We start from the raw sequence: 15,299 nt of genomic DNA, 5'->3' as shown, positions 1-15,299 counted from the left end.
GGCTCAGCCGTCGGTGTCGGTGCTGCCGCGCGGGCCGGGCGGCACCGGCTCGGTGACCTCCACCGGGGGCAGTCCGGCCGCCGGTGGCCAACCGGCCAGCCAGGTGCGGCGCTGCCGCCAGACCTCCCGCCAGTAGCCGGCCCGGCCGGTCAGCCGGGCCGCGGTCGCCCGGGCGGCGATGCCGATCCGCAGCAGTGTCCGGCCCAGCGCCGCCCGGCCGGGTGCCCAGCGCAGCCGCTGGAAGGTGACCTGACCGCGCAGCAGCATCACCCGCTTGCCCGCGCTGGTCGAGGCGGCCCCGCCGACGTGCAGTACCCGGGCCGCCGGCACCAGCACCGGGCGGGCCCCGAGGGCGGTCGCCCGGAGGCAGAGGTCGAGATCCTCGCTGTACATGAAGTAGTCCGGGGTGAAGCCGCCGAGCTGGCTGAAGAGGGACCGCCGGACCAGCAGCAGGCACCCGGAGGCGGCCGGCACCCGGACCGGCGAGGACCGGTCCAGCCAGGGCAGCGCCTCCCGGTTGAAGAGCCGGGACCGGGGAAACAACTTGGACAGTCCGGTGGCGAAGCAGGTGAGTGTCCAGAGCGAGGGTGGACCGAAGACCGAGTGCCCGTCGTCGCTGCCGTCCGCTCCGAGGGTCCGCCCGGCGTAGATGCCGTGCCCGGGCCGGTCCCGGGTGAAGGCCAGCAGTTCGCCGATGACGTTGCCGACCGGTTCGGTGTCCGGGTTCAACAGCAGCAACCAGTCGCCCCGGGCCCGGGACGCGCCGACGTTGACCGCCCGGCCGAAGCCGACGTTGCGGGCCAGCCGGACCACCCGGGCCTCCGGGAAGGCCGCCGCGACCGCCGCCGCCGACCCGTCGGTCGAGGCGTTGTCGACCACGATCACCTCGTACGGCTCGGCCGGGCAGGCGGTGCGCAGCGTGGCCAGCGCGGTCAGGATCAGCTCACGGGTCTGGTAGGAGACCACGACCACGCTCACCACCGGCGTCACGGCGCCGCCCCGGTCACGCCGTCGGCCTCGGCCGGTCCCGGAGCCCGGCTGGATTCGTCGCGTCCCCACCGGTCACGGACCGCCGGTCGCCGCGCCGCCCTGGCGGCCAGCAGGGTCAGCCCGACGTAGCAGACCCCGGCCGGCAGCAGCCACGGCCGGGGCAGCACCACGTCGACCAGCCAGGAGGTCCGGCGGGCCCGGCGTACCCGGTCGTCGGCGGCGCGCAGGCTGGCGTTGCCGGCCCGGACCCGGCCGAGCCGGCGCAGCAGGTCGGCGGTGCGCCGGGGCGTGGCCACCACGGTCGCCACCTCGGCCACCTCCCGCTTCTCCGCCTCGGTGAACTGCCCGTCCAGGAAGAGGTCGTCGGCGACCACGTCGGGAAACCGGCCGAACCGGGCCCGGCCGGCCGCCGACAGCGCGATCGCGCCCCGGCCGAAGAGCGCGTTCCGGTACGCCGGATGCCGCCCGTTGATCGCGTAGTAGGCGCGTACCAGCAGGGGCCGTCCGGTGGTGTCCAGCCGGCGGCGCGGCGCGGCGGCCAGTATCCCCGGCGCGGCGACCGCGGCGGCCAGCGCACGGGCCCCGGCGGTGTCCAGGGTGATGTCGGCGTCCAGGTAGATCCGGGGAAAGCCGCGTACCGCCTCGTCGCCCGTGTTCAGCGCGGCCGGCTTGCCCGGCTCGGGCAGTTCCCGCACGGTGACCCCGGGCACCGACCGGGCCACCGCCGCCGTGGCGTCGGTGCAGCCGTTCGCCACCACGACCACCTCGAACTCGCCCGGCTCCGCGTCGGCGAGCAGGGTCCGCAGGGTCCGGCCGAGCACCGCCGCCTCGTCGTGCGCGGCCACGACCACGCTCGTCACCATGGCGCCCGCCCGGTCAGGGCGAGCCGGATCCGCCGGGTGGCGTTGCGGCGGCGCAGCCGCCAGCCCTGGTATTCCCGCAGGTCGAGCGGGGCGGCCTGGACCACCCGGGCCGAGTGCCGCATCTGCTGCGTCCACTCCGCCACCGTCGTCACCCCGGTACGCCGGGCCGACAGCGGCCGGCGGGCCATGAAATCGGCGTCGGTGCGATAGATGGTGTGCGGGCTGCGCGGGTCGTCCAGGTGGTCCTCGGGCAGGAACGGGTGGTACCAGCCGTTCAGCCAGCCGAGCCGGGCGGCCCGCAGGCACCAGGCGGTGAACGTCTCGTCGCCGGCCAGCGGGCCGACCTGGGCCAGCGTCTCGCGTTTCATCAGATAGCCGCTGCCCTGCACCCAGTGGTTGCGGAACAGTTGGTGCCCGTTCGGGTAGTCCGCCAGCTTCGCCGCCACCAGCGCCTGGTCGACGTCCTCGGCGGGGAACCGCCAGGTGCCGATCACCCCGAACCCCGGCACGTCCTGGTGCGCCTTGCGCAGGATGGTCAGCCAGTCCGGATCGGGCAGGCAGTCGTCGTCCACCTTGCTCAGGTACGAGCCGGTCGCCTCGGTCCACAGCCAGTTGGTGGGCTCGGTCAGCCCGGCGTTGACCGGGCTCTGCCGGAACCGGTGCACCCGCGGGTGGTGCCGGAGTTCCTCGACCGCCTCCAGCGTCGGCTGGTCGGTGCCGTTGTGCCAGAGCCACACCCGGGCGTCCGCCGGGCAGGTGTCGAGCAGGTGCGGCAGCGACAGCCGGACGTACTCCGGCCGGTCGTACGTGATCATGAGGATGTCGATGCCACCGTCACCGGTCATCAGACCGCTCACCTCCGCTCGGGTTCACGGAGGTGGCCGCTGCCCGCGCCCGCTCCGTCATGCCTGCGCCGCCGCCGGCACCGGCCCGGCCTCGTCGGGTTGCCGGACCGGCCGGCCCGACTCGATCCGGTTGGTGCGTTCCGCCCTGGTCAGCCGCCACAGTGCCCCGGTCAGGCCGAGCAGCACGTGCACCGTGATGAAGAACGTCGTGAAGTACATCGAGTCGAAGGTGAACCCGGAGACGCCGGCCACCCCGATCGCCACCGCCAGCACCGCCGCCAGGTCGCGGTCCCGGTCCGTACGGGCGAACCGGCGTACCCGGCCGGCGACCACCACTCCGGAGAGGAAGAAGACGGCGAGCCCGGCCACCCCGATGATGCCGCCCTGGACCAGGGTGGTCAGCCACTGGTTGTCCAGCAGTTGGTAGAGCTCCGGCAGGAAGGTGCCGACCCCGCGCCCCAGCCAGGGACGCTCCCGGATGAACGGGGTCACGTAGTCGTAGTCCTCGACCCGGGCCTGCACGCTGGGATCGTTCTCCCCGGCCAGCAGCAACGACTTGATCGCGGCCAGCAGGCCGGGCCGGGCGACCTGGATCAGCGCCGTCAGGAAACAGCCCACCACCAGCACGTTGAAGGTGGTCCGCAGCGGCCAGACCAGGACGAAGAGCAGGATCGCGGCGCCGAGCGCGAGTACCCCGGTGCGGGACAGTGAGATCGGGATGACCGCGGCCTGGAACATCGCCAGCGCGCCGTAGATCTGCCGGTCCCGCCGGGTCGACGAGAACCGGGCGAAGTGGATCGCCACCACCAGGCCGATCACCATCAGCACGCTGAACTCGATGTAGTGCCCGGCGGTGCCGGCGACCCGGACCAGCCCGTCGCCGCCCCGGTCCCGGAACCCGACCACCTCCTTGTGGAAGGTCAGCAGCGGCGGCAGCTTCATGTACGTGGTCAGGTCGATCCGGGTCACGAACTGGACCAGCGCGACGAAGGCCATGAAGCTGGCGCCCCAGCAGAACCAGCACAGCACCTTGTCGATGCGTTCCCGGGTCAGCACGCCGTCGGCGGCGGCGAGCAGGATGCCGGCCCCGGCGAGCGCCATCAGCAGGGTCCGCTCGGCACCGTTCGCCTCCAGCACCGGCATCCCGCGGCCCTGCCCGGCGACGTACGACAGGAAGAGGGTGACCAGGTAGATCGCCATCGCCCAGCGCATCGGCTGCTGGCCCCGGGTGACCAGGGTGGGGTGCAGCCGGCTCAGCGCCCACCAGACCAGCAGGCCGAACCCGACCATCAGGCCCGGCTTGCCCAGGTCGCTCAGTGGCGGGAAGACCAGCCGGAAGGGGAGCAGGTAGGCAAGCATGATCGACGCGATGACCGCGGCGGTGGCATCCGGGAAGTGGCGTACGGCGGGGGTGATGCCGTCGTACACCGTGTCGGACCGCCGCGCGGATAGGTAGGTCGGCACGTCGCTCGTCTCGTCCGTGCGCCGTCAGCCGGCGCTCGTGGGCTTCCCGGGGTTCATCGGCCCGGATCGTCCACGACGTTCCGGGCGGTGGTGGTGAGCAGGATCGTCTCCTCGCCCGTGGCCGCGGCAGCCCGTCCGTTGCCGCCCTGCCCGGCCCCCCGGTCGTGCGGCAGGTGCCCACCGGCCCGCTCGTTGACCGCCGAACCCGGGTAGCGCTCGTCGGCGGGCAGTCCGGCGTGCCGGTCGTCGGCCGGGGAGCCGGGGCGGCGGTCGTCGACGGGCTGCGCGGCGACCCCGCCGTCCGGGGCGTATGGGCCGCGCCGGGAGAGGGGTTGGGTAGCCTCGCGGCCGGGACCCGGGGAGACCGGCGCGGCCCGGGCCACCGGGGCCGGCGAGACCGCTCCCGGTCGCGGCGTGCCGACCACCGCCTGGCCGGCATTCACCGCCGGGCCGGCGTTCCAGGCCATCGGGGTACGCGCGTCCCGGCGCTGGCCGAGCAGGGCGCTCGCCCGGCGGCGGGCCACCGCGTCGTAGACCACGGCGCCGACCGCGGCCAGCAGGATGCCGATCGCCGTGATCACGACCTGTGCCCGCAGCACGTTGGACCGGGACTGCACGATGTTCAGCCCGGGGTCCAGCACCTCGGTGGTGATCTGTTCCCCCGGGTTGGGCTTGTACGGCGCCTGCTGCCCGGCGACCTCGTCGTGGATCAGCCGGGTCACCGCCTCAACGGTCTTCCGGGCGCTCTCCTCGCTCGTCGCCGTCACCGCGACGGTCAGGATCGAGCTGCGGGTCACCAGCCCGACCTCGTAGTCGGGGTCGCCGCCGGCCGCCGCGATCCTGGTCCGGGCGTCGTGCGCGGAGGTGGAGATCTGCACGGCCTGGGCCATCGCGTTCTCGCCGATCCGCAGCCACGGGTTGCCCGGCCGGGGTGTCGCGTTCGGCGCCGGGGCCGCCGAGGTGGTCGGCGGGACGAGCAGGATCGCGACCTCGGTCTTGTATTCGGGCTGGATCGCCAGTCCGAACCCGAGAGCCGCGCCGAGCGTCACGACGACGATCGGAGCCGAGACGTACCACCGCCGAAACATGAGCTTCAGCAGGTCGAGAAGGTCCATCGGGCGGCCCTTTCGAAAGGCGCGGAAGTGCTGTACGGATGGTCAGGTCGGCAGACGCGCGGCATCGGCCCCGTTACCGTGTGGAACTTCGTTGTAGTCGCTGAGCGACGGGCGGAGCAATCGATCCCACAGTCGGATGTACGACTTCACCTGGTGGTCCCAGGCGAGTTCATCGACGAACCGCTGTCTCCCGGTCGCACTCATCGCCGCCCGGGTGTGCTCGTCGCTGAGAAGCTGGTCGATGGCCTTGGCGAACTCATCCGGGCTGCCGGTCTCCACATAGCTCGCCGCCGCCTCGGCGGTACGCCGGGTCTCCAGCAGGTCCACCGCGACCACCGGTACGCCCCGGGCGACGTACTCCACCGTCTTGGCCATCGTGTACATCTCGGCCATCCGGCTCGGCCGGTCCGGCTGGATGGCGATCGAGGCGGAACAGAGCAGCGCGTCGACCTCCTCGGCCTCCAGCCAGCCGGTGAACCGTACGACGTCGTCCACGCCCCGCTCGGCGGCCAGCCGGCGCAGCTCCGGCATGCTCTCGCCGTCCCCGGCGACCACCAGCTCCCAGTCGTCGGTGCCGCGCAGCCCGGCCAGCCGCTCGGCGGCCAGTACGGTGGCCTCGACGTTGTCCTGCGGATTGATCACGCCGACGTAGACCACCTTCTGCCGGGGACCGTCCGCGCCCCGGCCGTCGCCGCGCCGCACCTCCGCCAGGGCCGGACCGTTGCGCACCACCACCACCTTCTCGGGTGGGCAGCCGCCCCGGCGCAGCGCCAACTCCCGGAACGACTCGTTGGTGGCGACCACAGCGGTCGCGGTACGCCAGGAGAGCCGCTCGAAGAGCCGGAGCATCCACAGCACACTCGGTCGGGGTTGACCCGCCTTGCACTCGTAGAGTTCCGGGCTCAGGTCGTGGTGGTCGAAGACGAAGGGCCGGCCCAGAGCCCGCATCAGCAGCCCGACCACCCAGAAGACGTCCGGCGGGTTGCACGCCTGGACGGCGTCCACCCGGGTCCGCAGCATCAGTCCGAGCAGCCGGGTGGTGACGGCGATCAGTGCCCAGGCGAACTCGGCCGCGAAGGAGAGCACCCCCTTGCCCGCCAGCGGTTGGGGGAACGAATAGATCCCGGTGGCGGCGGTGCCGGGCAGCACCGTGAGGCGTCGTGGCCCCCGCGGGCAGATCACCGACGCCCGGTAGCCGGCCGCTTCCAGGGCCTGGCACTCCCGGATTACCCGGCGGTCCCGCTCGGCTGGCAGATTTACCACCACGATGACCACGTGGGGGCGTTGATCGGCCATCTCTAACTCCCATCCGCGCAGCTCGGACGACGTTTTCGATGGAAGGTCGCGGCGTACGCAATTACGCCGCGATCCGAATGAACACGCTCTCGCGCCGGGCGATCCCGTTACCGGCCCGGTGCCTACCAAGACATTGCTCTACCAACCCGGCCCGGGCAAGGACCGCGGATTGGTGGTTGTGTCGAGTTACTTACAAGGTCGCGACCGATCGTACGATTGTTCCTTCACTCGCTCATCCGCGTACTGCGGTGCAAGGGCACATCGCTGAACCTTTTTCAACCTCCCCTTGCGGTCCGTCGTGACCGCAAGGGGAGGTCGGGGCGCACGCGCCGCGCGGTTCAGGGTGAAAAGGGTTCACTGACCAGATCAACACTAATTCGGCGGCATCAGGGACGAACCGTCGGGAGAGCGCGGATTCCGTGATCTTCGTCCGGATTCGCGATTTGTCGCGGCCGGGTGGCGGGTCTTGCGCCGAAAACTACTCTGTGCCGACAAAGGTGAGCCGCCGTTCGCGGTCGGGTTCGGAACTGCCGCTCGCCACGCGGAGAGGAGTGGGCCATGCGGCTGCGGCGCGGCTTGCGAACGGGTCTGGTACTGGCGTTGCTGGCGAGCGTCCTGGCGCCGCTGCGCGGAACCCCGGCGTCGGCGGTGACGCTGCCGACCGGGTTCCAGGAGCAGGTGGTGTTCAGTGGGCTGAACCAGCCGACGAACGTCGAGTTCGCCCCGGACGGGCGGGTCTTCGTCGCCGAGAAGGGTGGCCGGATCAAGGTCTACGCGGACCTGGCCGACCCCACCCCGACCGTCTTCGCCGACCTCTCCACCAATGTGCACAACCAGTGGGACCGGGGCTTGCTCGGCCTGGCGCTGCCGCCCGACTTCCCGGCGAACCCGTGGGTCTACGTGCTCTACACCTACGACGCGCCCCCCGGGCAGAACGCTCCGGTGTGGAACGACACCTGCGGCGACGCCAACAACGGCCGCTGCCTGGTCACAGGCCGGCTCTCCCGGCTGCCGGCCGGCGGCGACGTGATGACCGGCGCCGAGCAGGTGCTGATCTCCGACTGGTGCCAGCAGTACCCCAGCCACTCCGTCGGCGACCTGCGGTTCGGTGCCGACGGCATGCTCTACGCCACGGCCGGCGACGGGGCCAGTTTCAGCGCCGTCGACTACGGCCAGTTGGGCAGCCCGGCCAACCCGTGCGCCGACCCGCCCGGCGGAACGATGAGGCCGCCGACCGCCGAGGGTGGGGCGCTGCGCTCCCAGGACGTCCGCAGCGGCGCCGACCCGACCGGGCTGGACGGCGCGGTGCTGCGGCTCGATCCGGCGACCGGGGCGGCGGCACCGGGCAACCCGGCGATCGGGGCGGCCGACCCGAACACCCGGCGGATCGTCGGGCACGGCACCCGCAACCCGTTCCGGTTCACCATCCGGCCGGGTACCAACGAGATCTGGCTCGGCGACGTCGGCTGGAACACCTGGGAGGAGGTCGACCGGATCGTCGACCCCACCGCGGGGGTCAGCAACTTCGGCTGGCCCTGCTACGAGGGTGCCGGCCGGATGGCCAGCTACGACAACGCCAACCTGAACCTCTGCGAGACGCTCTACGCCGGGGCCGGGCAGACCGCGCCGTACTACGCCTACCACCACGGTGCGGCGGTGGTGCCGGGGGAGAACTGCGGGTCGGGCGGAGACGGGATCTCCGGGCTCGCGTTCTATCCGGGCAGCGGCGGCAGCTATCCGGCGGCGTACGCGGGGGCGCTCTTCTTCGCCGACTACTCGCGCGGCTGCATCTGGGCGATGCGCCCGAGTACCCCGGGCGGGCTGCCGGACCCGGCCAACCTGCAGGCCTTCGGGCAGGCCGCCGCCAGCCCGGTCGACCTGGCGGTCGGGCCGGGTGCCGAGCTCTACTACGCCGACCTGGGCGGCGGCACCGTACGACGGATCCGGTACTTCCCGGGCAACCAGCCGCCGACCGCGGTGATCCAGGCGACCCCGACCAGCGGCCCCGCCCCGCTCGACGTGACCTTCGACGGCACCGCGTCGACCGACCCGGACCCGGCCGACGCCGGCCGGCTCAGCTACCAGTGGGACTTCACCAACGACGGTACGGTCGACGCCAGCACACCGACCGCCACGTTCCGCTATCCGACCGCCGGCAACCACACCGCGAGGCTGACCGTCACCGACACCCTGGGCGTCTCGGCGAGCAGCACCGTGCAGATCCAGCCCGGCAACGCCGCCCCGACCGCCCTGCTGGACAGTCCGGTGGTCGGCACCACCTGGCGGGTCGGGGACACTCTGAGCTTCGCCGGCCGGGCCACCGACCCGCAGCAGGGCAACCTGCCGGCGTCGGCACTGCGCTGGCGGCTGCGGATGCAGCACTGCGAGTCGGTCGGCAACTGCCACACCCACCAGCTCCAGGAGTGGACCGGGGTGGCCTCCGGATCCTTCGTCGCGCCGGACCACGAGTACCCGTCGTACCTGGAGCTGGAGTTGACCGCCACCGACGGGCAGGGCCTGTCGAACACCGTGGTACGCCGGCTCGACCCCCGGACCGTCGACCTCACCTTCGCCAGCAACCCGCCCGGGCTGCGGCTGACCGTCGGGGCGACCACCGGGACGGCCCCGTTCACCCGTACGGTCATCGTCGGCTCGACCAACACGGTCAGCGCGCCGAGCCCGCAGACGGTCGGCGGGCTGCCGTACTCCTTCACCGGCTGGTCGGACGGCGGCGCGGCGACGCACGTCGTCACCGCGCCCGCGACGGCGGCCAGCTACACGGCGACGTACGCCGGCGCGGCCGGCTGCGGCACCGCACCGGGCTACACCTGTGGCACCCAGACCGGCCGGGCCTGGATGCCGGCGGAGGCCACGGTGCTGCCGCTGGCCGGTGACGACGCGGTGACCTCGGTGGCGCTGCCGTTCCCGGTGCCGTTCTTCGGGCAGTACCACCGCACCGCCTGGATCTCCGGAAACGGGTTCGTCTCCTTCACCGACCCGGGCGGGCCGCAGCCGGTCAACACGGTGCTGCCGGCGACCGGCGCGCCGAACGCGGCGCTCTATCCGTTCTGGGACGACCTCTACCAGCGGGCGGACTCCAGCGTCCGTACCGCGGTGACGGGTACCGCACCGAACCGCCGGTTCGTGGTGGAGTGGCGCAACAGCGGAATGTACGGTTCCACCTCCGCGCGGATCAGCTTCGAGGTGGTGATCGCGGAGAACGGTGAGATCGTCTTCAACTACCAGGACCTGAACACCAGCGGGCGGGAGCGGGGCGACTCGGCGACGGTCGGCATCGAGAATCCGACAGGTGCGGTCGCGCTGCCGTACTCGGTCAACCAGCCGGCCCTGGTGAGCGGTACGTCGGTCGTCTTCCGTCCGGACGGTTCGCAACCCTTGGTAGCCGCCGGTGGTCGGCGCAGCCGCCCGCCGATTCCTGACCGACAACCCGGGTAGGGATGTGCGAACGGTTGACCAGGGAAGATGATCGGTCGTTAAGTAGCGGCCGGTCAGTTAACCGCCCTGGTCAACCTCGCGACAGCCCGCTCCGCTACGGAGGGTGATCCTGGAGCGCAGCGGCCGCCGACCGTTCGGCGGTGCCGTGGAGGGAGGTCACCATGTCCCGAGCGGTGCGGCGAATCTGGGCACTGACCCTGGCACCCGTGCTGGGCGTACCGGTCGTGGTCGGGCTGCCCCCGCTGGAGCCCGAACCCGCGGCGGCGATCCCGCCCGGCTTCACCCAGCAGGTGGTCTTCACCGGGCTGACCCGCCCCACCAAGCTGGTCTTCGCACCGGACGGCCGGGTCTTCGTCGCGGAGAAGAGCGGCCTCGTCAAGGTCTTCGACAGCCTGGCGGACAACACCGCGACGGTCTTCGCCGACCTGCGCCCGAAGGTGTACGACTACGAGGACCTCGGCCTGATCGGCCTGGCTCTGCCGCCGAACTTCCCCGCCGACCCGTACGTCTACCTCAGCTACACCTACGACGGCGTGGTCGGCGGCGGCGCGCCGACCTACCACGACAGCTGCGCGTTGATCGGGAACTGCCGGGCCAGCGCCCGGGTCTCCCGGCTGCGGGCCGACGGTGACGTGATGATCGGCAGCGAGCAGGTGCTGCTGCACGACTGGTGCCACCAGATCGAGAGCCACTCGATCGGTGACCTCGCGTTCGGCCCGGACGGGGCGCTCTACGTCGCCGGTGGCGACGGGGCGTCGGCGACCTTCACCGACTACGGGCAGGCGGGCAACCCGTCGAACCCGTGCGCGGACCCGCCCGCACCGGCCGGTGCCGCGATGACGCCGCCGAGCGCCGAGGGCGGTGCGCTGCGCTCCCAGGACATCCGTACCCCGGCCGACCCGACCGGGCTCTCCGGCACGCTGATCCGGATCTCGCCGTCGACCGGGGCCGCGCTGCCGGACAACCCGCTGGCGGCGAGCCCCGACCCGAACAACCGGCGGATCCTCGCGTACGGGCTGCGCAACCCGTACCGGTGGACGTTCCGGCCGGGCAGCAGCGAGGTCTGGATCGGTGACGTCGGCTGGCGTACCTGGGAGGAGATCAACCGGGTGGTCGACCCGGCGGTCGGGCCGGTCCGCAACTACGGCTGGCCGTGTTACGAGGGGAACGCGCCGCAGGGCGGCTACAACGCGGCCAACCTGTCGCTCTGCGAGACCCTCTACCCGCAGCCCGCCGGCACGGTCACCTCGCCGTACTACACCTACCAGCACAGCCAGCAGGTGGCGGCCGGTGACGGCTGCCCGACCGGCGGGTCATCCCCGGCCGGGGTGGCGTTCTATCCGGGCGCTGGCGGAAACTACCCGACGGCGTACGCCGGGGCGCTGTTCTTCGCCGACTACTCCCGGGGCTGCATCTGGGCGATGCGGACCGGCACCAACGGGCTGCCCGACCCGGCCCGGATCGTGCCGTTCGCGATCGCCCCCGGCGTGGTGGACCTGCGGATCGGGCCGGAGAACGACCTGTACTACGTCGACCTGCTCGGCGGCACCGTACGCCGGTTCCACTACAGTTCCGGCAACCAGCCGCCGAACGCCGTCGCCGAGGCGACCCCGACCAGCGGGCAGGCGCCGCTGGACGTCTCCTTCGACGCCGTCGGCTCGACCGACCCGGACCCGGGCGACATCCTCGAATACCAGTGGGACTTCACCAACGACGGCACCGTGGACGCGACCGGGCTGAACGTGACCCACCGGTATCCGTCGGTCGGCACCTACACCGCGCGGTTGCGGGTGGTCGACTTCGCCGGGCTCAGCGACACCGCGACGGTGCAGATCAGGGTCGGCACGAGTGCGCCGGTGCCGGTGATCGAACAGCCGACCGCCGCGCTGCGCTGGGCGACCGGCCAGACGGTCACGTTCAGCGGTGGGGCCACCGACCCGCAGCAGGGTGCGCTGCCGGCCTCGGCGCTGCGCTGGACACTGGTCAACATGCACTGCAGCACACCGGAGAACTGCCACAGCCACCCGGTGCGCGAGGTGGTCGGGGTGGCCTCGGGGACGTTCCTGGCTCCGGACCACGAGTACCCGTCCTATCTGGAGCTGACCCTGACCGCCAGGGACAGCGGCGGGCTGACCGGCAGCACCACGCTCCGGCTGGACCCGAAGACCGTGCAGCTCAAGCTCGCGACCAAGCCCGCCGGGCTGCGGGTCAACCTCAACGGCCGGAGTCTCATCACCCCGAACGCCGGGCAGGTGATCGTCGGTTCGACCAACACCCTCAGCGCGCCCGGGCCGCAGCGGCTCGGTCCGGGTGCGTACACCTTCCAGAACTGGTCGGACGGGGGTGCCGCGACCCATGTGATCACCGCGCCGGCCACCACCACCGCGACCTACACGGCCAACTACGACGGCGCGCCGGGTAGCTGCGCGGACGGCTTCGGCTACGCGTGTACGACACACTCCTTCCGGGCGTACCTGCCGGCCGGTCCGACCGAGCTGCCACTGACCGGGGACAACGACACCGCATCGGTGATGCTCCCGTTCCCGTTCCCGTACTACGGGCAGACCCACTCCAGGGCGTGGGTGGACGTGAACGGCGTACTGTCCTTCGTGGATCCACGTGGCTCCTGGCCGGCGAACCGGGCGCTGCCGTACGCCGGCACACCAAACGCGGCGCTCTATCCGTTCTGGGACGACCTGGTGATGCACCCGGAGTCGCGGGTCCGGACCGCCGTGCTGGGCGCCGCGCCGGACCGGCAGTTCGTGGTCGAGTGGAAGGATGTGGGGTTCTCCGGCGCCCCGACCGCGCGGATCACCTTCCAGGCGGTGCTCTCCGAGTGGGGCCAGATCGTCTTCAACTACACCGCGCTGAACGCCGGACGCGAGTTGGGCAACTCGGCGACGATCGGCATCGAGAACCCGGCCGGCACCGACGCGGTGCAGTACTCGGTCAACCAGTTGGTGCTGGCCAACGGCAAGGCGATCGCCTTCACCCCGCCGGCCGCGACCGTCGCGGCGCCAACCGACTAGGACTGCAATCCGTTGCTCGACTGACCACGCTTAGGCAGCTACGTCTCCGGCCGCTGTTGATCTTCCACGTTGCCTCCACACCGGTGTGTTTGGATGCTCTCACTCGTCGATGGTTGGAGGGGTCGGGGATGAACGGCGGGATCTGGCGTCGCACCGGGCTCATCGCGGCATTGGTGCTCGCGATGGTGTTGCCTACCGGTGGAGTGGCGCTCGCCGCCGCTCCGCTACCCATCATGGTCGTCGGCGACTCGATCACCCAGGGATCGTCGGGCGACATCACCTGGCGCTACCACCTGTACCAGCATCTGCTGAACGCCGGGGTCTCGTTCGACCTCGTCGGTGACCGTACGGACCTCTACAACAACATCACCAACCAGCACGGCGACCAGACCTACGCGTATCCGTTCGACCGGCACCATCACGCGCAGTGGGGACGGCCGGTGACGTCGGAGAAGGACACCATCCAGGCCGCTGTGTCGAGCACCGGAGCGCAGGTCGTCCTGGTCCTGCTCGGCATCAACGACCTGATCTGGTTCTCGCACAGCCCGGCGAGGGTCGCCGACGACATGCGCACCTTCGTCAGCAACGCGCGCGCGGCCAACCCCTCGGTCACCATCGTCATCGGGCACACCCTGTCGCGCTACGACATCTTCCAGAAGGTGTACCTCAACCAGGCCGACACGGCTGACCTCAACGCCCGGTACGACGCCCTTGCGGCGTCGATGTCGACCTCCGCCTCCAGGGTGGTGACCACCACCGACCCGGCCGGCTGGGATCCGGCGGTACACACCTGGGACGGCACGCACCCCAACTCAACCGGTGAGGCGCGGATCGCGGCGGCGTTCGCCAACGCGCTGAACCGCGTCGGCATCGGCCGCAGCTTCACCGGACCGACGAATGTGACGTGGCCGTCGGCCGGTCCGGCGGTGAGCACCACGTCGCTGAACCGGGCGGCCCGGCTCAACTGGTCGGCCACGCCGGGTGCCACCGGCTACCTGATCGAGCAGCGGGTCGTCAAACCGTCGAACGAGTCGACCTTCACCCGGCTGCCGTACCCCGTCGCGGACACCACATGGACCACGGAGGGCCTGGCCGGTGCGCAGGTCGACTACCGTCTCGTGCCGACCAAGGGGCTGATGACCGGCCAGCCGGGCAACCATTCGCGCGCGGTGTTCGGCGGTGTCGCGCCGGGTCATGTAACGCTGAACGGCTCGCCCGGCCCCACCGACAACGATTCTCAGTTGTGGTGGTCCTCTACCGCGGAGGCCACCGGTTACTACATCGAGGTGATCGACCTCGCGCGCAACCCCGCCAGCTGGACCCGGCTGCCCTGGGCGGTTTCCGCGACGTCGTTCAACCCCGGGCTGCTGTACCCCGGAAACTGGTACCGCTGGCGCATCGTGCCGGTCAACGGGTTGTTGGAGGGGCCGGCCTCCGTGCCCATCGAGATACGCACCACCGGCGTGCCGCAGTACACCAGGTTCTTCGCGCTGGGCGACTCCTACTCGGCCGGGATCGGCAACCAGGACTCGAAGGCCGACGCGCAATGCGGAGTCTCGCCCAACACCTGGGCTTACCTGGCCAAGGCACCGTGGGACCCGCAGCCCGAACTGCTCGCCTGCTCCGGTGCCACGACCGTTGACGTGGACCTGTACCAGAAGGGCCTCATTCCGTGGCACGCCCCCGGCCCCACGCTGATCACCATGACGATCGGCGGCAACGACGCCGGGTTCGCGCCGGAGCTGACCAACTGCATCCTGCTTCCGGTGCAGTGCACCCACCGGGAGCCGGCGCTCAACGCGACGGTCGACGCTCTCTACAACCCGCTGCGCCTGCTCTACCGGGACCTCCGGCTGCGGGCGCCGGGCGCCGACATCTTCGTGGCCGGCTATCCGCAGCTTGTCGCGCCAGGTCTGCCCTGCCCGCTCGCCATCAACGCGGCGCTCGACGACGACGAACGGCGGATGATCGTGCGGCTCGGCGTGCGGTTGAACAATGTGATCCAGCAAGCCGCCTTCGACGCCGGCGTGGTGGCGTTCACCGGCGAGGTGACGGCCCGGTTCGCGGGCAACCAGCACGCCGCGTGCGGCAACGATCCGTGGATCAACGACCTCGTCTTCAGCTACCGGGAATCGTCGTTCCACCCGTTCGAGCCCGGGAATCTGGCGTACGCGCTGGCGCTCAACGACCGGCGTGTGCTGGTGAACACCAACGGCGCGGTGCGTCGCGTGCTCTGAGGCA

At 71.5% G+C, this 15,299-nt stretch carries 9 protein-coding genes; 3 read left to right on the top strand and 6 right to left on the bottom strand.

Translation table 11 applies throughout. From position 1 onward, the window contains the following. Positions 1–3: 3 nt before the first annotated feature. From ACSMXO_RS36780 to ACSMXO_RS36755, 6 genes are read right to left on the bottom strand one after another with little or no spacing between them, the layout of a single operon-like run. Positions 4–990, bottom strand: a complete 987-nt coding sequence (locus tag ACSMXO_RS36780; RefSeq protein WP_455415542.1) for a glycosyltransferase family 2 protein — start codon at positions 988–990, stop codon at positions 4–6. Beyond that, positions 987–1,853 carry a glycosyltransferase gene (locus ACSMXO_RS36775; protein WP_455415541.1) on the bottom strand — a complete coding sequence of 289 codons (867 nt, stop codon included), beginning with the start codon at positions 1,851–1,853 and terminating at the stop codon, positions 987–989. The genes ACSMXO_RS36780 and ACSMXO_RS36775 overlap by 4 nt, the downstream gene beginning before the upstream one ends. Further along, positions 1,847–2,698 carry a glycosyltransferase family 2 protein gene (locus tag ACSMXO_RS36770; RefSeq protein WP_346260821.1) on the bottom strand — a complete coding sequence of 284 codons (852 nt, stop codon included), beginning with the start codon at positions 2,696–2,698 and terminating at the stop codon, positions 1,847–1,849. The genes ACSMXO_RS36775 and ACSMXO_RS36770 overlap by 7 nt, the downstream gene beginning before the upstream one ends. A 57-nt stretch (positions 2,699–2,755) precedes the next feature. Further along, positions 2,756–4,162 (bottom strand): O-antigen ligase family protein, encoded by a 1,407-nt coding sequence (locus tag ACSMXO_RS36765; RefSeq protein ID WP_346260820.1) that lies wholly within the window; start codon positions 4,160–4,162, stop codon positions 2,756–2,758. Between the two features lie 53 nt (positions 4,163–4,215). Further along, on the bottom strand, positions 4,216–5,277 hold the full coding sequence (locus tag ACSMXO_RS36760) for a hypothetical protein (RefSeq protein ID WP_455415540.1): 1,062 nt from the start codon (positions 5,275–5,277) through the stop codon (positions 4,216–4,218). 42 nt (positions 5,278–5,319) lie between these two features. Continuing rightward, a complete protein-coding gene (locus ACSMXO_RS36755) occupies positions 5,320–6,573 on the bottom strand; it encodes a glycosyltransferase family 4 protein (protein WP_346260818.1) in 1,254 nt (417 codons plus the stop codon). 558 nt (positions 6,574–7,131) lie between these two features. Here ACSMXO_RS36755 and ACSMXO_RS36750 point away from each other — a divergent pair. From ACSMXO_RS36750 to ACSMXO_RS36740, 3 genes are all read left to right on the top strand, one after another. Next, on the top strand, positions 7,132–10,029 hold the full coding sequence (locus ACSMXO_RS36750) for a PQQ-dependent sugar dehydrogenase (protein WP_455415539.1): 2,898 nt from the start codon (positions 7,132–7,134) through the stop codon (positions 10,027–10,029). 161 nt (positions 10,030–10,190) lie between these two features. Then, positions 10,191–13,058: a PQQ-dependent sugar dehydrogenase gene (locus ACSMXO_RS36745; RefSeq protein WP_455415538.1), complete on the top strand. Its 2,868-nt coding sequence runs from the start codon at positions 10,191–10,193 to the stop codon at positions 13,056–13,058. A 128-nt stretch (positions 13,059–13,186) separates the two neighbouring features. Continuing rightward, positions 13,187–15,295: a GDSL-type esterase/lipase family protein gene (locus tag ACSMXO_RS36740; protein ID WP_455415537.1), complete on the top strand. Its 2,109-nt coding sequence runs from the start codon at positions 13,187–13,189 to the stop codon at positions 15,293–15,295. Positions 15,296–15,299: the final 4 nt, after the last annotated feature.

This window comes from Plantactinospora sp. DSM 117369 (genome assembly GCF_053764795.1).
This window is presented reverse-complemented; position numbering and strand designations above follow the sequence as displayed.